This window comes from Bacteroides timonensis (genome assembly GCF_000513195.1).
Lineage (GTDB): Bacteria > Bacteroidota > Bacteroidia > Bacteroidales > Bacteroidaceae > Bacteroides > Bacteroides timonensis.
This window is the reverse complement of record NZ_CBVI010000150.1, coordinates 13,014-33,747: the sequence shown is the minus strand read 5'-3', so window position 1 is coordinate 33,747 and position 20,734 is coordinate 13,014. Positions and strand designations below refer to the sequence as shown.

The window sequence follows — 20,734 nt, the reverse complement described above, 5'->3', positions numbered from 1 at the left end:
GGATAAAATATTTTGTTATCCATTTGAATCTCTCTATCTTTGTTCCAAAACAATATAAGAGATGGATAGAAAACTCATCATACGCAATTTTGGCGCTATCAAATCAGCAAGTATATGCCTGAAAGATTATAATATATTTATTGGAGAACAAGGCTCCGGTAAAAGTACAATAGCCAAACTTATTACTATCTTTGAAGGTTATACGATCAATCGTATTGGCGATTTTCAACAAAGCCTGCGGTCTCTGTTTGAAGAGTATAACATTGCGTCCTATTTTAATGAAGATACTTACATACAGTTCACTTGGGAAGCTGGCACCATATATTATGAGGATAATAGATTCGCTTGTGAAGTTCCAAAATTCAAAAGAACATCTCCCATAGCAAACCTCTACATACCAGCAGAGCGTTTCTTCGTCAGTACCTTTTCCCATTCTCTTGCTACATTAGTGCTCAACAAAGCACCAATCCCCAATACCTTGTTGAGCTTTGCCTCTATCTATGAGAAAGCAAAGAATAAATATCCGAATTACAGCATCTCTATTTTTGATATATTATTTCAGACCGATAAATCAAATGAAACTTTATATCTGAAAGAGAGTCACAAGACAATCCCCTTTAAAGATGCTTCTTCAGGAATCCAGTCTATCATACCCCTATTAATGGTACTTGACTATGCTGTTGATGAAAAAGAGTATAATCGATTCGTAATAGAAGAGCCTGAACTCAATCTTTTTCCTCAGACTCAGGTAAAACTGCTCCAGCAAATAGTCCGCAAATGCTCAAAAGTCACTTTAACCACGCATAGCCCATATCTTTTGTCAGCTTTCAATAACCTGATAGAAGCCAATAATGCATTAATCAGCAATCCGTCTAAAGCGGAAGAAGTGTATAAACTTATACCGAAAGATTGTATATTAAACTTCGAAAATGTAGGAGCATACAAAATAGAAAATGGCAAAGTGCTATCCATCCTAGATGAAGAATACCGTCTGATTGTAGCGGATCAAATAGATTCCGTTGCTGATCAGGAAAGCCGCATATTCTCAGAATTACTAAATCTGGAGGCACAATGAGTTTGTTCAAACCTAATTGCACCATCGAAACAACAGATAAGATTCTTGTTCTCGAAGAAAATAAGCGCAAATGCATCTTCTCAAATCCGGAAAGCCAGGTTCTGACTAAAATCATAGTGGATGGCTGTCAAATAACAGAAGGAACAAGATGTGATTTCCTTGTGCTCAATCAGCAAAAGAATGAATATTTTGTCGAGTTGAAAGGAAAGGATATACCTCATGCCATTGAACTATTGGAAGCAACTATTAAACAATTGTCATCTTCTGCAAGTTTACAAAAGACAGCAATCATTGTGAGTAGTCGACATCCTAGTAATGATACCTCTATACAAAGGGCAAAAGTATTATTCAAGAAGAAATATAAGGTAGATTTGATTTCTAAAAATGTGAAGATGGAGATACAAATCAGATAAACAAGGCCTAAAAAAACTTGCCACATAGTTCATAATTAATGCGAATCAGTAGTTGAATTATGTTCATTATTGTAGGGTTATGAGCTAAATGGACTATCTCAATTCCCCTCCTCCAGTTGGAGGAGGGGTGCCCGAAGGGCGGGGTGGTAGGTAAAGCAATAAATACCTATAAATCATATCAATTAGGAATTCTTTTCTCACCTACCACCTCCCCCTACGGGTACTCCTTCTCCGGGGAGGAGGAGAATTGAGATAGTATTGCTTAGCATTTAATTTAATTCATTTCTATACGGATATGAATATAATTCAACTCCTGATTGGCATAATTAACCAAATCTTTCCTATCTTTGCCCCCGGTTTTGTTGGAGGATGCCTTTCGGCATATTCCATGAAAAGGGAATTGGGTGTGACTCCCAAACAGTCCCGCTGCTGTGAACTCCTATTGCAGGATTTGCCAATCACCTGTGCCACTGCCAATATTCGTATGGTGGGAAGGCGGCAAATCCGGAGTAAGTCAGAAGACCTGCAAAACCTATCAAATCTTATGCTTTCGAGGAAAGGGTATGAGATGTATATAGTTTTTAGCATTCTGTTTATGATAAGAGATAATCTATGCCGGTACACCCGACTACGGTTTAATTTACTTTGCCTTTTATGTTGGCTTTGTGTCAATCTACAAGCACAACAAGCAGGAGATTCCATTACTGGAAAGGTACATGCCATTCCGGAAGTGGGGATAAAAGGTCGGCGTGTGCCACCGGCTCTCTCAGCAACCGCCCCGCTCCAACAGATGAAGAAAACTGATATGGAACGTTTGGGAGTATCGGATGTGGCCGATGCAGTTCGTCATTTCTCGGGAGTCAGCGTTAAGGATTATGGTGGAATTGGTGGACTAAAGACTGTTTCTGTACGCAGTTTGGGAGCGCAACATACAGCTGTCAGCTATGACGGAGTGACTGTCAGTGATTGTCAGTCAGGCCAAGTAGATATCTCCCGTTTCTCGTTAGACAATGTTTCCGAACTGGCACTCAGCATTGGTCAGAGCGATAATATTTACCAGACAGCGAAGATGTTTGCCTCTGCCGGTGCTTTAAGTATCGAAACCGCACGTCCGGATTTCAGTAACAGACCTTTCCGATTGCTTGCAAATATGAAAACCGGTTCTTACGGGCTTGCTAATCCTTCTTTATTTTATGCTCAGAAATTAAGTAACCGTTTCAGTCTTTCCGCCTATGCTGATTATTTACGGGCAGACGGCAATTATCCTTTCAAAATGTGGAATGGGAATAAACTGATTGACTCCAAACGAAACAATAGTGATATAGAGACTTATCGGGCGGAATTAAATTTGTTTGTAACTCTGAATGAGAAACAGGATTTGAAAGCCAAAGTTTATCTCTTTGATTCGGAAAGAGGGTTACCCGGTGGGGTGATTTATGACAATTCGTATGCTGCCGAAAGACTATATGACCGTAATTACTTCGGCCAATTGAAGTATGAGAATCGATTCTCTGAAAAATGGAAATTACAAGCAAGTGGAAAATTTAACTTCAGCTGGAACCGGGACTATAATAATGAATCTTCCGGTATTACAGACAATCGTTTCCGCCAGACTGAGACTTACTTATCTGCTACCCTATGGAGCGAACCGGTGAAAGGGTTATCTTTCTCATTAGCACAGGATTTCGCCTATAACTATTTGTCAACGACTTTACAGAACAATCAATATCCAGAACGTTTCACCTATTTAACAGCAATAGCCACACACTATAAAAGCAACCGATTTTCTGCTACCGCTTCCCTACTGAATACTTATATTACAGAGAGTGTACGGACAGGAAAAGCTGCTGCAGACCGTAAACGCCTTTCACCCGCTGTCAGCCTGTCGTGGAAACCTTTTGATTTTGGTCTACGTTTCAGGGCTTCATACAAAGATATCTTCCGTACGCCGACATTCAATGATTTGTATTATCTGGTAATTGGCAACCATAATTTAAAGCCCGAAGTTACCCGGCAATTCAATGTAGGTACAACGTGGAGTTCTACTTCATTGGAATTTATCGACTATCTAAGCCTTTCAGTAGATGCTTATTATAATCGGGTGAAAGATAAAATCGTGGCAGTACCCACTATGTTTATCTGGAAGATGATGAATTTAGGTAAAGTCGAAACTATCGGTACGGATATTAACCTGGCAATTGAAAAAGAATTAGCAGAACATTATAAGTTATATTTCACAGGAACTTACAACTTCATGCAAGCGGAAGATATTACCGACCGTAATTCTAAAATATGGCGGAATCAGATTATATATACTCCGAAACATTCAGGTTCAGGAAGTCTGACTTTTGAGAATCCGTATGTCAACCTGACTTATAACATAATGTACGCTTCGGAACGCTATTCGATTGCCCAGAATATTCCGGAAAATCGTATCAAATCTTACACCGACCACAGTATATCACTCTCACATACCTTTAAATGGAAGAAGCAGTCACTACGCATACAGCTGGATGCCTTGAACCTGAGTGATAAGAACTACGAAATAGTCCGCTTCTACCCGATGCCCGGACGCAATTACAAAGTAACAATCAACTATAAATTATAAACTAAAAACAAAAACTATGAAGAAGTATTGGTATAAAACCGCCATGTTGGTTATGGCATTAGGAGCATTTACCGCATGTAATGATGATGACGAACCGAAAGGACCGGAAGGACCAATAGTGCCTGTTAATGGAGCGTATGTTATTAATACAGGAAACTGGAATGAGAATAATGGTACTATACAATGGTATGACAGGGATCTGAAGACAGTTAGTGCAGATTTGTTTGCAGCTACCAACGGAGCAGGTATCGGCGATGCACAGGACTTGTGTATATACGGTTCTAAAATCTATATCACATGCAGCAGCTCTGCCAAAATAGAAATCGTAGATAGAAAAGACTTCAAACGTATAAAAACGTTGAACTTAACAAATGAGAGCGGGCAACCTATTCAACCGCGATACATGACAGCAACCAAAGGAAATATTTATTTCACCGCATACGATGGTACCGTATCACAAATAGACACTACAAGCCTTTCAATAACCCAAAAAACAGAGGTAGGAGGAAGTCATCCGGAAGCCCTTACCTCAGCTAACGGAAAGTTATATATTAATCTATCCAATTATGATATGGATGGTACAGGCAAATATGTAGCTGTTGTCAATCTTGCTAACTTTACTAAAATCAAAGACATAGAAGTTCTTCTCAACCCCTATGATGTCTGTACAACCGGAGAAGACGGAAAGGTGTACTTCATTTCATGCGGAGATTTTGGCGGGAATCCCACGCAGACATTACAATGCATCGATCCGCAAACAGATCAGGTTACGGAAATATGCCCAGCCAGCAAAATGGCAATAAAAAGCAACAAAATCTATCTTATTTATGCAGAATATTACGAAGATGCCGCTCCTAAAAGCATTTCTGTATATGACATGAATACCAAACAAACTACGCAGTTTGCCAACTACAGCGATTTCTCCAATCCAGGTAATATTGTAGTCGACCCGGCTACAGGAGATGTAATCATCATCGATCAACCCTCCTCTGCTCTCAACGACATATATGTTTATGGTAGTGACGGTGTACTCAAAAAGAAATTGGAAACCGGCTACTATACCACTAATATGCGCTTTGTAACTGAATAACAGCATGAAACAATTTTCTTTTTTTCTAACATTTTGGGTATCAGTGTTACTTCTTTCCGCCTGTGGCGGAAAGAACAGCACTGCTTCCGGCTCTGCACAAGGAGACACCATCCCGCTACACTACTCCTCTAATCTCTCTCTGATAGATTACGAAAATTACATTGTTGCACAGCTACGCAATCCCTGGGATACAGCAAAGATACTACACACCTATGTATTAGTAGACAAAAACCAGCCGTTACCCCAAGAACTGCCTCAAGGTACTCTTGTCCGCACTCCACTTAGTAAAGCAGTCATTTACTCATCCGTTCATTGCAGCTTGCTGAAAGACCTCGGTGCCTTAAATAGTATCAGTGGCGTATGCGACCTGAAGTACATCAAACTACCGGAAATCGAGGAAGGATGCCGAAACGGAACCATCACCGATGTAGGTGATGGCATGAACCCCAATATCGAAAAAATCATAGACCTGCACCCCGATGCCATTCTCCTTTCTCCTTTTGAAAACAGCGGTGGATACGGGCGTGTAGAGAAACTGGATGTACCCATCATTGAATGTGCCGACTATATGGAAACCTCTTCATTGGGACGTGCCGAATGGATGCGTTTCTACGGTTTATTATTTGGCAAGAAAGCGGAAGCAGACGCTATGTTTGCTTCGGTAGAAAGAAGCTATAAGGATTTGCAGGAATTAGTAAAGCCCATCTCCTTTGCTCCCTCCGTGATGTGTGATTTGAAAACAAGCTCTACTTGGTACACTCCGGGTGGTAACAGTACCATCGCCAAACTATACTCTGATGCAGGTGCCAACTATATTTTCAGAGAAGATACACATAGCGGCTCACTCCCCTATCCTTTCGAAGTTATCTTTGAGAAAGGTCAACAGGCGGATTTCTGGCTGATACGCTACAACCAGCCTGCAGATAAGACCTATAGTGAACTGGAAAAAGAGTTTGCCCCTTACGCCGGTTTCCGCGCCTTCAAAGAACGGAATATCTACGGATGTAATACCAACCGGGTTCCTTTTTATGAAGAAACGCCTTTCCGGCCGGACTGGTTATTGAAAGATTTAATAAAAATCTTCCATCCTTCGATGCTGGAAGGATATGAATTGAAATATTATAGTAAATTAGCAGAATAAAATTTAATGGTTTGAAAGGCAAAGGATCTATATATGGCATAATACTGTCGGTTCTCATTCTCCTATTGATGACCGCTAATCTCTGGTTTGGCTCGATCAGCATTCCTGCCGGAGCGGTATGGGATATTCTAGCGGGCAATGAAGCTGAGAAAGCCAGTTGGAGTTTTATTATCTGGGAGTCGCGCCTGCCGCAGGCTGTCACAGCACTGCTATGTGGTGCGGCATTGGCGGCTTCGGGGTTGATGCTGCAAACAGCTTTCAATAATCCGCTGGCAGGTCCGTCCATTTTAGGAATAAATTCAGGGGCAAGCCTTGGCGTGGCACTCGTAATGTTGGCTGGTGGTGGAAGCATTGCAACGGGTATATTCACCTTGTCCGGTTTCTTCTCGGTGATACTGGGAGCTTTCATCGGATCGATGGTGGTAATGGGACTTATCCTTTTCTTTTCTACACTGATAAAAAGCAATATCATGTTGCTGATTACAGGTATCATGATCGGCTATATCACTTCTTCCGCCATTTCATTGCTCAACTTCTTCGCAACAGCCGAAGGAGTACATTCTTATATGATTTGGGGTATGGGGAACTTCGGAGGTGTCTCATTGCAACAACTACCCTATTTCTCCATTTTCTGTCTGGCAGGTTTGTTACTTTCCATCCTGCTTATCAAACCCTTGAATGCCTTGCTGTTGGGTACTCGCTATGCTGAAAACTTAGGAGTAAACATCCGTCGCACAAGAAATCTGTTACTGATTGCCACCGGACTACTGACAGCCGTCACTACCGCCTTCTGCGGACCTGTTGCTTTCATCGGTCTGGCCGTTCCACATATCTCCCGCCTGATGCTGGGCACGTCCAATCACAATTCACTGCTCCCCGTCACTTTGCTGACAGGTGGTGTAATTGCCTTGCTCTGCAATCTGATCTGCATCCTTCCGGGGGAAGCAGGTATTATTCCTCTCAATGCGGTAACCCCTGTGCTGGGTGCGCCTGTTATCATTTATGTCATTGTCAACCAACGTAAAATACAATACTTCAACTGATGGAGAAAGCTGTTATCACCGCAAACGATTTATGCATCGGCTACCGCCAGGGAAAGCAAGAGAAACGGATACATGAACATCTCTCCTTCCGGCTTTATCCCGGAGAACTGACCTGCCTGCTGGGAGCTAACGGAACCGGTAAATCAACTCTGCTCCGCACTTTGGCTGCTTCGCAACCGGCCTTGTCAGGAGAATTATTTGTACAGGAAAAGCCATTGTCTGCCTATTCCGAAAAAGAACGTTCACGTACCATCGGAGTAGTACTAACAGACAAAACACAAACAGGCGGACTGACTGTATATGAGTTGGTAGCTCTGGGACGACAACCTCATACGGGGTTCTTCGGCAGATTGAACAAAACGGATCACTCCATCATTGAAGAGGCTCTGGAAGCTGTAAGCATCAGTCATAAAGCCCACAGTTATACTGCAGAGCTATCAGATGGGGAACGACAGAAGGTCATGATTGCCAAAGCATTGGTACAGGAATGTCCGCTCATTCTGCTGGATGAACCGACAGCTTTCCTGGATGTAGTGAGTCGCATCGAAATTATGACTTTGCTTCATCGCCTGGCAGTGGAACAAAAGAAAGCGATCCTGCTTTCCACCCATGACATAGAGCAGGCATTGGTACTGGCAGATAAACTTTGGTTACTTTCAAAAGAAAACGGACTGCAATGTGGAGTAACGGAAGATATGATTCTAAGTCACCGGATGGACGGCTTGTTTTCCCGCAACGATATCCGGTTTGATTATGCACACGGGGTATATTATCCCAAGGTAGATAGTCACCGCTGTATCATTGTGGAAGCCAATGATGAAGTATTGCTGCATTGGACAACAAATGCACTTAACCGTCATGGCTATGCTTGTTCTCCCATTTCTACGTCAGGGACAGTTGATTTGCCATACTTACAGGTATTGTCTGCCGAAGATTTCAGACTGCATAAAGAAAAGGAATACAAATTCCACTCTTTCGAACAACTACTTGCCAATGTCTGACAAAAGCAATGATATTTATATACAAACGCACTGATTTCAACTAACGCTTTATTTCCGATTATCAAAAGAATACAAACTCCAAACTTCTTGTAAACTGAAAAGATGATGTTTTTCTATTATCTTACAAAGAAGCAGAAAAAAATCATCCGGAAAATGCATGCTCAACTAAAGTTTAAGTTTTTTAGTTTCAGTCCTTCAGTTTTGGTTGTATAATGCCCATTGGAAGGGTATTACGGCTGAAAGATGAAACATGACGCTATCTGTCCGAGCCACAACATATCACCATGAAATAATAACAAGCAATCTTATAACCTATAACAAGTAATCTTATGACTTATAACAAGCAATGCTATGACCTGAAACAAGCAATCTTATATCCTATAACAAGAATCTTGACTATGCCTGGATTCACTTCATAAATGGTTCATCACCAGTATCTCATCCGGCAAGTATCCACTTCGGATACGCCACTCCTGCGGATAAAGATTATTAGCCCGGTTACCGATATTCTTCACAAAACCTAAAGGAACATCCTTATACGTCAACAGCACATAACCGCGTGGAGCAGTACCGGGAAGCACAATGGCTTCCTTACGCAAATAGGCGATAGCCTGTTCATACGAAATTTCTTCACGAGGAAAAACATCGGAAGCCTGCACAGTACTCATAGCAAGGGCATGATTGGGAATCAGGTCCTTTCCTTTCACTTCGGCAAGGGTTACGCCTGCCTGAATGACACGAAGAGATTGTTGGAGGACGGATAATTCGGATATATATTCTTTAGGGAAAGCCGCAATATTCATTCCATTTGCGGAAATCTCATAGTCGTCTGCCGAAAGGAGCCAGGCACGGGCGGCCAATAATTGTTCCTTAGATGCTCCGGCATTAGCTTTAGACGCTGAGGCACCAGCCTTCTTCTTTCCTTGGGAAACAGTGGATTTGTAACGGATTTGTACCGTCTCTCCTTCCGGTTTACGAAGTACGGCAAGGAAAAAACCTTCACCCTTTGTACGGTGAGGCAGAAAACGATATACAGGAAAATCTTCACCAGCAAGCAAGTTTCCGGTAATGTTCCACGCTGTCGGAGCATCTACCGGAAGTATCTCTGCACCGAATTCATCACGCATCCAGCGGATATTTTCTTCATCTTCCTGCGTATTATACGTGCAAGTGCTATAGATAAGCAATCCGCCGGATTTCAGACTGGGCCATATATCGGAGATGATACGTCGTTGACGTTGCCAGCAGATTTCCACATTCTCCGGACTCCACTCGCTGACGGCAACGGGATCTTTACGGAACATGCCTTCACCGGAACAGGGAACATCGGTCAGTATGACATCGAAGAAGTCTTCCAGATCAGCGAAGTCTGCCGGATCGTTATTGGTGACCACCACACCGGGATGCCCCCACTTCGTCAGATTCTCCGCCAGGATTTGCGAACGGTTACGAATTACTTCGTTTGCTACCAACAGGCTGCCTGCAGGCAATATACTGCGGGCATGGGTAGATTTTCCACCGGGAGCGGCGCAAAGGTCAAGCATCACGGAAGGCGTTTCACCTATATATTGCTTTAATACTTGCTCCACAAACATGGAAGATGCCTCCTGCACATAGTAACATCCGGCATGAAACAACGGATCGAAGGTAAACGTCAACCGACGGTTGAGATAAAATCCCGTGGAAGACCAGGGCACACGCCCGGAAGAGGTATGAAAAAGACTGAATGAAGAATTGGGTAGTTTTTCTTCATTCAGCCGGATACTTACAGACTGCTCGTCATTCAGAGCGTCAGTCAGTTTATTATATTCTTCATTTCCCAGGAGGGAACGTGTACGGTCTGCAAAAGATACGGGTAAGTCCATGTGCCAAATTGTTTGTTATTATTTCCGCAAAGGTAATGCAAATCGAATGCATAACTTTCATGCTTGCATGAAAAAGTTATGCTGAGATGCAGCTTATCTTCCTCAAAGGTAACATAAAAAGGCAATACAAGGCAAACCCGCCGGGCACTAAAAACTAAGCTTGACTCCCGCAAAGTAGGAACGAGGCGCTCCCGGACCATAAATGTAACCGGAATCGCGGGTGGCTCCTTTATCAAAATCTTTCTGATAGGAGTTGAAGATATTCTGTACTCCCACATTGAATTGCAGGCACATGCCGGAAAAATCTATATCATAAGCTACCTTGGCACCCAGTTCGAAGAAATCCGGGCTTTTCACCAACAGGTCTGCCGTACCATCCACTTCGGACATCAGATGAGGCACATACATTCGCCCGGTATAATTACCGTTCAGGGCTACCGACAATGCTTTTGCAGGATTGAAAGTGGCAGTAAAGTAACCATAAACATCGGGGGTACGCAATATCCGGTCGCTATGGCGTTCTTCATCCGACAAATGTTCCTTGTCTGCACTCCACTCCTCGGGAGAATCGTACAGACTGCGTTGCACGGTCAGTCCCGCCTGCAACTGGATTTTATCACGCCAAGCGATCTTTCCTTCCAATGTACCACCATACACCTTTGCACCGGAACCGTTGACACGGGTTTGTATCAGATATCCGCTACCGTTCGGATCTTCTACCGGTGCTGTCAGTACAAACGGATCGGAGAGTTTCGTGAAGAAACCTTCTATCAGCAAATTTGCCTGGAAATCACCGAAGTAATGATACCAGTCCATCGAAGCGTTCACGCTGCGCGAACGTTCTTCTTTCAGATCCTTAACACGAACGATGGAGATCAACTCGCCTCCCACATTACTAATATGTAAGTCTTCGTCGAAAGCCTGCGGAGCACGGAAGCCTTCGGCATAACTGAAACGGATATTTATGTCCTGCGTAGGATTGTAGCGGATATTGGCACGGGGACTGAAAATGGCTTTGCTCATAATGCTATTCTAGTCCAGACGTCCGCCTATCAGAAAACTCCACTGCTCGCTTTTCCATTCATTCTGCACATAGGCGCTCGCAATGTTCACAATCTGTTTCAAGGGATCGGGTGTATATTTATCAATCAACTGTTGCAGACGGTCTCCTGTTGCAGTGGGATCTTCCGCCAAAGCGGCATCCCGGTATTTTTGCATATCCGTTGCTTTGTCGTCCAGATTATCATGATTAAATTCCACCCCACCCGTCAAGTCGGAAGGCATGAAAAAGAGCTTATCAAAATGATAGATATACTGGGCGCCCAATACGCCGGTGAAATCGGTGGTATGCCCATAGGCACTGTAATAACTGTCGCGCACGATATGCTGGGCAGAGGCGTATGCATTGAACGCATGCTTCTGATCTTTGGAGAAGGCACTGAACTTCAAACCGCCCGTATTGATGGAATGTTCGATCTGCTCCACCAGTCCGGGTTCACCGGAACCATTCAGATTGGCATCTTCGGCAATGTGAGGCGGCAGATCAAAGCGGTTACCGCCACGACGGAACTCTTCCATGTGATGATATTCTAGATTCAGCTTGGAATAGGGACTCAGCCTGTAATAAGCGTTCACGCCTACTGTCTGGTTCTTCAATTTGGGTAATTCGGAGAAGCCGTCACCATTGGAATCCCATGCCGAACGGTGGCGGTTCTGCCCGTAGATGTAAGCTCCCATTTTGTTATCCGAAGATACCAGGGAAAGGTTAAGCGTGGTATTATTGTCAAACGAACCGGAACCATCGAAATTAGAGATAGAGTGGGCAAACGAACCGGAGTTGCGGAGAGGTTCTTTCGTGATGATATTCACTGTTCCGGCAATGGCCGAAGAGCCGAAAAGAGCCGAGCCACCTCCACGTACCACTTCCACACGCTCTATCATATTAGCGGGAATCTGCTCCAAACCGTAGACACCTGCCAGTGCAGAAAAGATAGGACGGGAATCAATCAGTATCTGTGTATATTTCCCATCCATACCATTGATACGTACCTGTGAGTAGCCACAATTCTGGCAATCGTTTTCTACACGCACGCCCGGCTGGAAGACGAGACCTTGCGACAAGGTATGCGAATTGGTCATGTCGAATAGTTTCGGAGTAACGACTTTTACCAAGGTAGGTGCCAGTCGGCGAGCGGTTTCATTACGATTGGCTGTAACAACTACGCCATCCAGGGCTACCATATCTTCTTCCAGTTCGAAGTTTTCTTCCAGCGTCTTGCCTCGTTTAAGGGTTACTTTTCGTTCTTGTGGTTTATAACCTACGGCACTGACGGAGAGTATGAACTCACCTTCCGGAAGGTTCTTCAGAAAATAATGTCCGGTACCATCGGTCATAGTTCCGATAGTGGTCCCTTTCAGGGCTACTGTCATATAAGGAAGGTGTTCTCCTGTTTTTTTCTCTAATACGTGGCCAATGATATTGGCGTCAGATTTATTTAAATCAATTGCATAAGCGGTGTGGGAGAGCAATGTACACATCACTCCCACCACGAAAAAGATATATTTTTTCATGTAGTTCTAATTTTTAATGGATTTTTTAATAAGGGGAATTCCTATTGTCAATGAACTACAGGTGGTGCACGCAGACTGATGCCGCAACGAACTCGCACGCACTTGGTATGTTCTACAGCCGGAACACTCAGTACACGCAATAAAATAAGGAAAGCCGATGCGGCAAAAAGAATAGCAGGTAGAGAAGAAGCTACAAAAGAAGAAAGGAAGAATATCGTTTCAACCTGCGCTTCCGTATGGCTATGTTCACCTTTGAACGGGTGGGAATGTACAATAATTACCCCATTTACCACATGCGAGTGAGTAAACAGTGTAATACCTCCTAAATATGCGATAAATAATAAAGGAAGGAACCATTTCAATATATTCCGTAACTTCTCCAAAAAGCGTTTTAATATAGATTTGCGAAAGTAACACTAATTACAATAAGAAGCAACCGCATTTAGTTGTTTTAACCGGATTTACTCCCAAAATACCTATATCTTATTAGTACAAGAAGCCCGAGACGCTATATAATGATTAAATAAATCCCGCAAATGGAAAAAGAATCTGCCTACAAACTAATCCCTGCTCTCCTAACAACTAATCTCCGCACCGCATCCAACTAATAACTCGTTGCCTAATTATTATTCTTACAATAACTGTTGTAATATACTATTATAATTAATGTAAGAAACTTCTATAATTGTTGTAAGAAACCTATATATTTATAGTAAGAATATTTTCTAGTATCCAAGATATTAGTTGGTAGCACATCAGATATTAGTTTCTTGCAACTCCGCCAATAGCTTGTTTCAACGAAAATACCAGCCTCCTTTAAGCAACGGATATATCCCCCCGTAAGCTGAATATCCTAATAAATAATGCCGCATAGTATCGATTTTCTAAAAAAAATATCGTCTCTTTGCAACTTTCTAACTGACATGATACGTCTAACACACAAAGAAACAATAAAAGATAAAACAAAATATGATTATGAAACGGATAATTTTAGCACTCATCGCCGCCATGACATTATGTTCACTGGTACAGGCAAAAAACAGAACGGTTACAGAAAACGACAGTCTGGGGAACAAAAAACGCGTGATTGAATTGCGCGATACTACCATCGACGGAAAGACAGTAACCGATACGCTCAGCATCATGACCTACGAAGGCAGTGGTTCAGACAGCAAAAGCGATAAAGGATGGAAACACCACAACGGCAGTGGTTGGAACTGGGACTTCGATTTAGGTGGAAAAACCTCTGAAACCATCATTTCAGTTACTGCCATCGTCTTCATCTTCGGTCTGCCGCTACTCATCGTCTTTACGGTATTCTTCTTCAATTACAAAAATCGAAAAGCCAAATACCGCCTTGCAGAACAAGCACTTTCGAGCGGTCAACAACTGCCTGAAGACTTCTTCAAGAATGCGGAGAAAACAGAAGATATCCGTACCAAAGGTATCAAAAACATCTTCATCGGCATCGGATTGTTCATCTTCCTCTGGGCCATTACCGAGAACTTTGGAGTAGGTTGTGTCGGACTGCTGATCATGTTCACCGGATTCGGACAATTAGTTATCTATTATACGCAAGACTCTAATAAAAAGGACAACCGGGAGAGATGAGCCAGCTCAACGATATATCGTTAGTCGCGCAGGTCGTGGTGTTTCGCAACACCAGGGCCTTCGACCAGTTGGTGAAAAAGTACCAGTCGCCCGTGCGACGGTTCTTCCTCAACCTGACTTGCGGCGACAACGAATTGAGTGACGACCTGGCGCAGGACACGTTTATCAAAGCCTACACCAACCTGGCTTCATTCAAAAACTTATCCAACTTCTCCACTTGGCTCTACCGCATTGCGTATAATGTATTTTATGATTATCTTCGCAGTCGGAAGGATACAGCCGACCTCGACACCCGAGAAGTGGATACCCGCTGGAATACCAACCAGGATGACGTAGGACAACAGATGGACGTTTACCGGGCACTGGCGACACTAAAAGAAATGGAACGAACCTGTATCACCTTGTTCTACATGGAAGATCAGAGCATCGAAAAGATTGCAGGTATCACGGGATGCCCGGCGGGAACAGTCAAAAGCCACCTCTCGCGGGCAAAAGAAAAAATGGCTACCTACTTAAAACAAAATGGTTATGACGGAAACAACTGATGATAAACTTTTGCAGCAATTCTTCTCTGACAATCGGAAAGAGATAGAAGATAACGGCTTCAGCCGTCGCGTGATGCACCACCTGCCCGACCGGTATTACCGGATTTCGCAGTTGTGGAGCTTGTTCTGTTTTACGCTTGCCGTAGTGTTGTTCTTTGTTCTCGACGGTTTGCAACTGGTGCTGGGTGCCTTACGCGAGACTTTCACCAGTGCCGTACAAAGCGGTGCAGCGGAACTTGATCCCAAATCACTGATCATAGCGGCAGTAGTACTTGCCTACTTAGGATATCGCAAGATTTGTTCTTTAGCATAAAGCTCATTTATTCTTGCAATAAATCCGTTTGCCCTTACAATAATTTAATTAGCCCTTGCCTGCATTTTGCAGGTCAAGGGCTAATTTTTTTTAACTGAGCAAACATTTCTCATCAATAAATTGTATCTTTGCCGACTCAATTAGAAAACTAACTAAGCGTAAGAAGTTTTGAGGAAAATATTATTCATCATATTATCATCTGCATTATTTATAGGAAATATTCACGCGCAAGTTGCTACCAGTGACTCGCTCGTGATGCATTATCTACAACAACAAGGCATTCCGGTTACCGCCAACAATGAAGTAAAGCTTCTGATGAGCGGACGGGAGAAGTTTCTGGATCTCTTCGAAGAAATACGCCACGCCAAACATCACATTCATCTGGAATACTTCAATTTCCGCAATGACTCCATAGCCAATGCCCTGTTCGACTTACTGGCTGAAAAAGTACAGGAAGGTGTGGAAGTCCGTGCTCTCTTCGATGCTTTCGGTAACTGGTCTAATAATAAACCATTAAAGAAACATCACCTGAAAGCAATTCGTGACCGGGGCATTGAAATAGTGAAATTTGACCCGATCACCTTCCCATGGATCAATCATGCCATGCATCGCGATCATAGGAAAATCGTAGTGATTGACGGCAAAATAGGATATACCGGTGGTATGAATATAGCCGACTATTACATCACGGGACTGCCCAAAATCGGTCAATGGCACGACATGCACATGCGTATCGAAGGAGATGCAGTGCGCTATCTGCAAGGTATCTTCCTCACTATGTGGAACCAGGAGACTAAACAGCACGTCGGAGGCCCCGTTTACTTTCCGGATATACCGCAACTCCCCGACAGTATAGCCGAAGAAATAGCCATAGTAGACCGTACACCAAGGGAAACTCCCCGCTCCATCAGTCACGCTTATGCAGCATCCATTGGAGCAGCGCAACATAGCATACAGATTGTGAACCCCTACTTTGTACCAACCAAATCCATCCGGAAGGCCATTAAATATGCATTAAAAAAAGGTACTGAAGTGGAAATCATGATACCTGCCGTTTCTGATATTCCTTTCACCCCGGAAGCATCTTTCTATATCGTACACAAGCTGATGAAGAAAGGGGCAAAAGTTTATCTCTTTAACGGAGGCTTCCACCATTCCAAGATTATGATGGTAGACCGGAATTTCTGTACTGTGGGTACGGCCAATCTGAATAGCCGCAGTCTGCGATATGACTTTGAAACGAATGCGTTTATTTTCGATCCTACAATCACTCACCAGTTGAATGATATGTTTGAACGGGATAAAAAGAATAGTACGCTATTGACTCCCGAAGTTTGGAAAAAGCGTTCAGGATGGAAGAAGTTTGTAGGTTGGGTGGGTAACTTAATGACACCGTTCCTTTAATTATACCGCCGTTCCTCTAATTTTTAATTAAGAATTATTCTATGCTATCTGCCGAAGTTTAGTTACCTTTGGCGAGGCAAAAAAGATTGTCCCTTTTGTTGTTTATAATTCGTAATCTGCAATCATGAAACAATATTTAGACTTGCTCAATCGGGTATTAACCGAGGGCGTACACAAGGAAGACCGTACCGGAACCGGTACAATCAGCGTATTCGGACATCAAATGCGCTTCAATATGGATGATGGCTTTCCCTGCCTCACCACCAAAAAACTGCATCTGAAATCGATTATATATGAATTGCTATGGTTCCTGAATGGAGATACCAATGCCAAGTATCTGCAAGATCATGGTGTTCGCATTTGGAACGAATGGGCGGATGATAATGGTGATCTGGGACATATTTACGGTTATCAATGGCGTTCCTGGCCTGACTACAAAGGTGGTTCCATCGATCAGATCAGTGAGGCTGTAGAAACAATTCTTCATAATCCGGATTCCCGCCGCATCATTGTCAGCGCTTGGAATGTGGGAGATATTAGCAACATGAATCTTCCTCCCTGTCATGCTTTCTTTCAATTCTATGTGGCAAACGGACGGTTGAGCCTCCAACTCTATCAACGAAGTGCGGATATTTTCCTCGGTGTACCTTTCAACATTGCATCTTATGCCCTACTGTTGCAGATGATGGCACAAGTGACCGGGCTGAAAGCAGGGGATTTCATTCATACGCTCGGTGATGCGCATATTTATCTGAATCATCTGGAGCAGGTCAAACTGCAACTTTCCCGCGAACCACGTCCGTTGCCGCAAATGAAGATAAACCCGGACGTGAAGAGCATCTTCGACTTCCAATATGAAGATTTCGAATTGGTAAATTACGATCCACATCCGCATATAGCAGGTAAAGTTTCTGTTTAACAAATCATACATCCAATCATGATTAGTATCATCGCCGCCGTAGACCGCAACTTAGGAATCGGTTTCCAAAATAAATTGTTATTCTGGCTTCCCAATGATTTAAAACGTTTCAAGGCATTGACCACAGGAAACACCATCATCATGGGAAGAGAAACATTCGAGTCCCTGCCTAAAGGCGCACTGCCCAACCGAAGGAATGTGGTGCTTTCATCCAATCTTGCAACTCAATGCCCCGGTGCAGAAGTATTCCCTACCCTCGAAGCAGCTTTGCAAAGCTGTCAACCTGAGGAACAAGTATATATTATCGGCGGAGCAAGTGTATATAAACAGGCAATGCCATTGGCAGACATGCTTTGCCTGACGGAAATCGATGCAGAAGCACCTCAGGTAGATGCTTACTTCCCTGCTGTAGAGTCCGCAATATGGCATGAAAAAAGCAGGGAATCTCATCTTGTTGACGAGAAACATCCCTGCCCCTATGCATTTGTGGATTATATCCGTAAGTAATTCCTAATCTTCATCCACCTCCACCATGATTGGCATCTGCCGTTTTATGGCTTCATGGAAGGATATTAGTGTTTCTGTGCGCGCTAACCCCAACGGCTGTAATTTATCGTGGATAATGCTCAGCAAATGATGATTATTGCGTGCGTAAAGTTTAATAAACATATCATATTTACCCGTCGTAAAGTGACATTCCACAACTTCGGGAATAGCTTCAAGTGCCTTTGTCACTGCGTCAAAAGATTCCGGATCTTTCAGATAAATGCCAATATAGGCACAAGTCTCATAACCGATTTTTTCCGGATCGATGACGTACTCCGAACCTTTCAAGATACCTAAATTCGTCAATTTTTGTATGCGTTGATGTATGGCTGCACCGGAAACATTGCAAGCTCTCGCCACTTCCAGGAAAGGAATACGGGCATTATCTGCAATCAATTTCAGTATTTGCTCGTCTAAAGTATCCAATTGATGATGTCCCATTTCTAATTTTATGATTAATAAATAACGATTGCTTCACCGTATTCTCATACGATAATGTGCAAAGTTAGCGAAATTTTTCCCAATAAAAATACGATTTATTACTTTTCTTGCTAAAAAATGAATAAACCCACAGTTACGATAAACAGGGTGAAAAGAAGATAAGCTGCATCTCGGCATAACTTTTCATGCGAGCATGAAAGTTCTGCGCTCAATTTGCATTATCTTTGCCTATAACTACAAAATTAGATTGTTATGAAAAAATATCTTGTACTTGCATTGTGCTTACTGATGGTTACAATAGGTCATGCGCAAAACTATACTGAGTATTTTGCCGATAAAACATTGCGTATTGATTATATCTTTACAGGAAATGCTGCCCGCCAGAATGTATGTCTGGATGAACTGTCCGTACTTCCATCATGGGCCGGAAGGCGTCATCATTTAGCTGAATTACCTTTGCAAGGTAATGGACAAATCATCATGAAGGATTTGGAAAGTGGAAAGACAATCTATACTACTTCTTTCTCTTCCCTCTTTCAAGAGTGGCTGGAAACGGACGAAGCCAAAGCTGTCACCAAAGGATTTGAAAATACCTTCCTACTACCCTACCCGCTCCGTCCTGTGGAAATAGAGATCACCCTGTTAAGCCCGAGAAAAGAAGTGCGTACACATCTGACGCACACTGTACGCCCTAATGATATACTTATTCATCAGAAAGGAACTGCACACATCACTCCACATAAATATCTGCTAAAGAATGGTGAAACTGACAAGTGCATTGACGTGGCCATTCTTGCCGAAGGATATACTCCTGCAGAGATGAACGTATTCTATCAGGATGCGGAAATCGCCTGTGAAAGCCTATTCGCACACGAACCGTTCAAGAGTATGAAAGATCGCTTCAATATTGTAGCTGTTGCCAGCCCATCTGATGACACAGGGGTGAGTGTTCCCCGTTTGGGAGAATGGAAACATACAGCCTTTAATTCCCATTTCAGTACATTCTATTCTGACCGTTATCTAACTACCCGTCGTGTCAAATCCATACACGATGCTTTGGCCGGAATACCATATGAACACATTATTATTCTTGCCAATACTGAAGAGTATGGAGGTGGTGGCATCTATAATGCTTATACCCTGACTACAGCTCATCACCCAATGTTCCGCCCGGTAGTTGTACACGAGTTCGGACACAGTTTCGGAGGGTTGGCCGATGAATATTTCTACAACGATGATGTCATGACAGATACCTACCCATTGGATATAGAACCTTGGGAACAAAACATAAGTACCCGTATCGATTTCGCTTCTAAATGGGAAGACATGCTCATTAAAGGTACTCCTATTCCTACCCCTGTCAACGAACAGGCAAAGTATCCGGTAGGAGTATATGAAGGAGGTGGATATTCAGCCAAAGGCATATTCCGTCCCGCTGATAACTGCCGTATGCGCACCAATGAATATTCAACATTCTGCCCGGTATGCCAACGATCACTGCAAAGACTCATTGATTTTTATACCAAATAATAAGAGAAACTAAACTTTAAAGACCAACATTATGATCAGACTTCAACGTATCAGCACCGCTGATGGATTTTTGTATGAGTACATGGAACAGTTAATAACCGCCGCCTTCCCGCCTGAAGAATACCGACCGTTAGAAGAACTGCGCCTGTACACTGATAGCAAACCTCATTTCTATAACAATATTATTTTCCACCATGATACTCCTGTAGGATTCATTACCTATTGGGATTTCGGCAAATTCTATTACGTAGAACACTTTGCTGTTGATCCGGCCCAGCGTAATGGTGGACATGGAAAGAACGTTTTAAATCATTTATGCGAGTTGCTTCAACATCCTATTGTTCTGGAAGTGGAAATGCCGGAAGAAGAAATGGCCCAAAGGCGTATTAATTTCTACAAGCGCCAAGGATTTGCTCTTTGGGAGAAACCATATCTTCAGCCTCCATACAGACCCGGGGATGATTATTTACCCATGCTACTTATGGCACACGGAAATTTAGAGTGTGAAAGGGATTTTGAAACAGTAAAAAACTCTATATATCGGGAAGTATATAACGTACAAAAATAAAAAATAAAGGGTGCCTATTCAAATAAGCACCCTTTATTTATATAGTTTGA

General features: G+C 42.9%; 18 protein-coding genes, 1 pseudogene and 1 riboswitch. Of the genes and pseudogenes, 15 read left to right on the top strand and 4 right to left on the bottom strand.

The window, feature by feature from the left end; genetic code table 11:
• Window positions 1-61 precede the first annotated feature (61 nt).
• The 7 genes from BN161_RS25750 to BN161_RS25720 all read left to right on the top strand — a co-directional run bounded on the left by BN161_RS25750 (window position 62) and on the right by BN161_RS25720 (window position 8,371).
• Window positions 62-1,075 (top strand): AAA family ATPase, encoded by a 1,014-nt coding sequence (locus BN161_RS25750; protein ID WP_044271746.1) that lies wholly within the window; start codon window positions 62-64, stop codon window positions 1,073-1,075.
• Entirely contained in the window at window positions 1,072-1,488 is a 417-nt protein-coding gene (locus BN161_RS25745) for a hypothetical protein (RefSeq protein WP_044271745.1), read from the top strand. Before BN161_RS25750 ends, BN161_RS25745 begins: the two co-directional genes overlap by 4 nt.
• Before the next feature lie 342 nt (window positions 1,489-1,830).
• Window positions 1,831-2,033: riboswitch (cobalamin riboswitch) on the top strand.
• A 50-nt stretch (window positions 2,034-2,083) separates the two neighbouring features.
• Entirely contained in the window at window positions 2,084-4,096 is a 2,013-nt protein-coding gene (locus BN161_RS25740; RefSeq protein WP_044271751.1) for a TonB-dependent receptor plug domain-containing protein, read from the top strand.
• Window positions 4,097-4,112: 16 nt separating this feature from the next.
• Window positions 4,113-5,186, top strand: coding sequence for a YncE family protein (locus BN161_RS25735; RefSeq protein ID WP_044271742.1), 1,074 nt, complete (start codon window positions 4,113-4,115; stop codon window positions 5,184-5,186).
• Window positions 5,187-5,190: 4 nt separating this feature from the next.
• Complete coding sequence (locus tag BN161_RS25730) at window positions 5,191-6,327, top strand: ABC transporter substrate-binding protein (protein WP_044271740.1); 1,137 nt, start codon at window positions 5,191-5,193, stop codon at window positions 6,325-6,327.
• 11 nt (window positions 6,328-6,338) lie between these two features.
• Entirely contained in the window at window positions 6,339-7,370 is a 1,032-nt protein-coding gene (locus BN161_RS25725; protein WP_044271738.1) for an iron ABC transporter permease, read from the top strand.
• Window positions 7,370-8,371, top strand: a complete 1,002-nt coding sequence (locus tag BN161_RS25720) for an ABC transporter ATP-binding protein (RefSeq protein ID WP_044271737.1) — start codon at window positions 7,370-7,372, stop codon at window positions 8,369-8,371. Before BN161_RS25725 ends, BN161_RS25720 begins: the two co-directional genes overlap by 1 nt.
• 413 nt (window positions 8,372-8,784) lie before the next feature.
• Here the strand turns inward: BN161_RS25720 and BN161_RS25715 are convergent, their stop codons facing one another.
• The 3 genes and pseudogenes from BN161_RS25715 to BN161_RS25705 form a co-directional block, all read right to left on the bottom strand.
• Window positions 8,785-10,236 (bottom strand): methyltransferase RsmF C-terminal domain-like protein, encoded by a 1,452-nt coding sequence (locus BN161_RS25715; RefSeq protein WP_044271735.1) that lies wholly within the window; start codon window positions 10,234-10,236, stop codon window positions 8,785-8,787.
• A 147-nt stretch (window positions 10,237-10,383) separates the two neighbouring features.
• Window positions 10,384-12,807 (bottom strand): annotated as a pseudogene (locus BN161_RS25710) (TonB-dependent receptor).
• Between the two features lie 47 nt (window positions 12,808-12,854).
• Complete coding sequence (locus tag BN161_RS25705) at window positions 12,855-13,190, bottom strand: hypothetical protein (RefSeq protein ID WP_044271733.1); 336 nt, start codon at window positions 13,188-13,190, stop codon at window positions 12,855-12,857.
• Between the two features lie 592 nt (window positions 13,191-13,782).
• Between BN161_RS25705 and BN161_RS25700 the strand changes: the two genes are divergently transcribed.
• The 6 genes from BN161_RS25700 to BN161_RS25675 all read left to right on the top strand — a co-directional run bounded on the left by BN161_RS25700 (window position 13,783) and on the right by BN161_RS25675 (window position 18,106).
• On the top strand, window positions 13,783-14,418 hold the full coding sequence (locus BN161_RS25700; protein WP_044271749.1) for a DUF6249 domain-containing protein: 636 nt from the start codon (window positions 13,783-13,785) through the stop codon (window positions 14,416-14,418).
• The gene (locus BN161_RS25695) at window positions 14,415-14,963 is read left to right on the top strand and encodes an RNA polymerase sigma factor (RefSeq protein WP_044271730.1); all 549 of its coding nucleotides are present in this window, start codon (window positions 14,415-14,417) and stop codon (window positions 14,961-14,963) included. Before BN161_RS25700 ends, BN161_RS25695 begins: the two co-directional genes overlap by 4 nt.
• Complete coding sequence (locus BN161_RS25690) at window positions 14,947-15,276, top strand: DUF5056 domain-containing protein (RefSeq protein ID WP_044271728.1); 330 nt, start codon at window positions 14,947-14,949, stop codon at window positions 15,274-15,276. Before BN161_RS25695 ends, BN161_RS25690 begins: the two co-directional genes overlap by 17 nt.
• Window positions 15,277-15,495: 219 nt before the next feature.
• Window positions 15,496-16,680 carry a cardiolipin synthase gene (cls, locus tag BN161_RS25685; RefSeq protein ID WP_256141479.1) on the top strand — a complete coding sequence of 395 codons (1,185 nt, stop codon included), beginning with the start codon at window positions 15,496-15,498 and terminating at the stop codon, window positions 16,678-16,680.
• Between the two features lie 124 nt (window positions 16,681-16,804).
• Entirely contained in the window at window positions 16,805-17,599 is a 795-nt protein-coding gene (locus BN161_RS25680; protein WP_044271726.1) for a thymidylate synthase, read from the top strand.
• Window positions 17,600-17,617: 18 nt separating this feature from the next.
• The gene (locus BN161_RS25675) at window positions 17,618-18,106 is read left to right on the top strand and encodes a dihydrofolate reductase (RefSeq protein WP_044271725.1); all 489 of its coding nucleotides are present in this window, start codon (window positions 17,618-17,620) and stop codon (window positions 18,104-18,106) included.
• A 3-nt stretch (window positions 18,107-18,109) separates the two neighbouring features.
• On the opposite strand, the gene BN161_RS25670 is transcribed toward BN161_RS25675, so the two are convergent.
• Window positions 18,110-18,586 carry an Lrp/AsnC family transcriptional regulator gene (locus BN161_RS25670; protein WP_044271724.1) on the bottom strand — a complete coding sequence of 159 codons (477 nt, stop codon included), beginning with the start codon at window positions 18,584-18,586 and terminating at the stop codon, window positions 18,110-18,112.
• 252 nt (window positions 18,587-18,838) lie between these two features.
• Between BN161_RS25670 and BN161_RS25665 the strand changes: the two genes are divergently transcribed.
• Both BN161_RS25665 and BN161_RS25660 read left to right on the top strand, forming a co-directional pair.
• Complete coding sequence (locus BN161_RS25665; RefSeq protein ID WP_044271723.1) at window positions 18,839-20,116, top strand: IgA Peptidase M64; 1,278 nt, start codon at window positions 18,839-18,841, stop codon at window positions 20,114-20,116.
• A 31-nt stretch (window positions 20,117-20,147) separates the two neighbouring features.
• Window positions 20,148-20,684 carry a GNAT family N-acetyltransferase gene (locus tag BN161_RS25660; RefSeq protein ID WP_044271721.1) on the top strand — a complete coding sequence of 179 codons (537 nt, stop codon included), beginning with the start codon at window positions 20,148-20,150 and terminating at the stop codon, window positions 20,682-20,684.
• Window positions 20,685-20,734 lie beyond the last annotated feature (50 nt).

What these genes read in the sequence shown, in the direction of transcription:
- BN161_RS25750 (WP_044271746.1), top strand. Translation starts at nt 62, where the DNA reads ATGGATAGAAAACTCATCATACGCAATTTTGGCGCTATCAAATCAGCA.
- BN161_RS25745 (WP_044271745.1), top strand. Translation starts at nt 1,072, where the DNA reads ATGAGTTTGTTCAAACCTAATTGCACCATCGAAACAACAGATAAGATT.
- BN161_RS25740 (WP_044271751.1), top strand. Translation starts at nt 2,084, where the DNA reads ATGATAAGAGATAATCTATGCCGGTACACCCGACTACGGTTTAATTTA.
- BN161_RS25735 (WP_044271742.1), top strand. Translation starts at nt 4,113, where the DNA reads ATGAAGAAGTATTGGTATAAAACCGCCATGTTGGTTATGGCATTAGGA.
- BN161_RS25730 (WP_044271740.1), top strand. Translation starts at nt 5,191, where the DNA reads ATGAAACAATTTTCTTTTTTTCTAACATTTTGGGTATCAGTGTTACTT.
- BN161_RS25720 (WP_044271737.1), top strand. Translation starts at nt 7,370, where the DNA reads ATGGAGAAAGCTGTTATCACCGCAAACGATTTATGCATCGGCTACCGC.
- BN161_RS25715 (WP_044271735.1), bottom strand. Translation starts at nt 10,236, where the DNA reads ATGGACTTACCCGTATCTTTTGCAGACCGTACACGTTCCCTCCTGGGA.
- BN161_RS25700 (WP_044271749.1), top strand. Translation starts at nt 13,783, where the DNA reads ATGAAACGGATAATTTTAGCACTCATCGCCGCCATGACATTATGTTCA.
- BN161_RS25695 (WP_044271730.1), top strand. Translation starts at nt 14,415, where the DNA reads ATGAGCCAGCTCAACGATATATCGTTAGTCGCGCAGGTCGTGGTGTTT.
- BN161_RS25690 (WP_044271728.1), top strand. Translation starts at nt 14,947, where the DNA reads ATGACGGAAACAACTGATGATAAACTTTTGCAGCAATTCTTCTCTGAC.
- BN161_RS25680 (WP_044271726.1), top strand. Translation starts at nt 16,805, where the DNA reads ATGAAACAATATTTAGACTTGCTCAATCGGGTATTAACCGAGGGCGTA.
- BN161_RS25675 (WP_044271725.1), top strand. Translation starts at nt 17,618, where the DNA reads ATGATTAGTATCATCGCCGCCGTAGACCGCAACTTAGGAATCGGTTTC.
- BN161_RS25670 (WP_044271724.1), bottom strand. Translation starts at nt 18,586, where the DNA reads ATGGGACATCATCAATTGGATACTTTAGACGAGCAAATACTGAAATTG.
- BN161_RS25665 (WP_044271723.1), top strand. Translation starts at nt 18,839, where the DNA reads ATGAAAAAATATCTTGTACTTGCATTGTGCTTACTGATGGTTACAATA.
- BN161_RS25660 (WP_044271721.1), top strand. Translation starts at nt 20,148, where the DNA reads ATGATCAGACTTCAACGTATCAGCACCGCTGATGGATTTTTGTATGAG.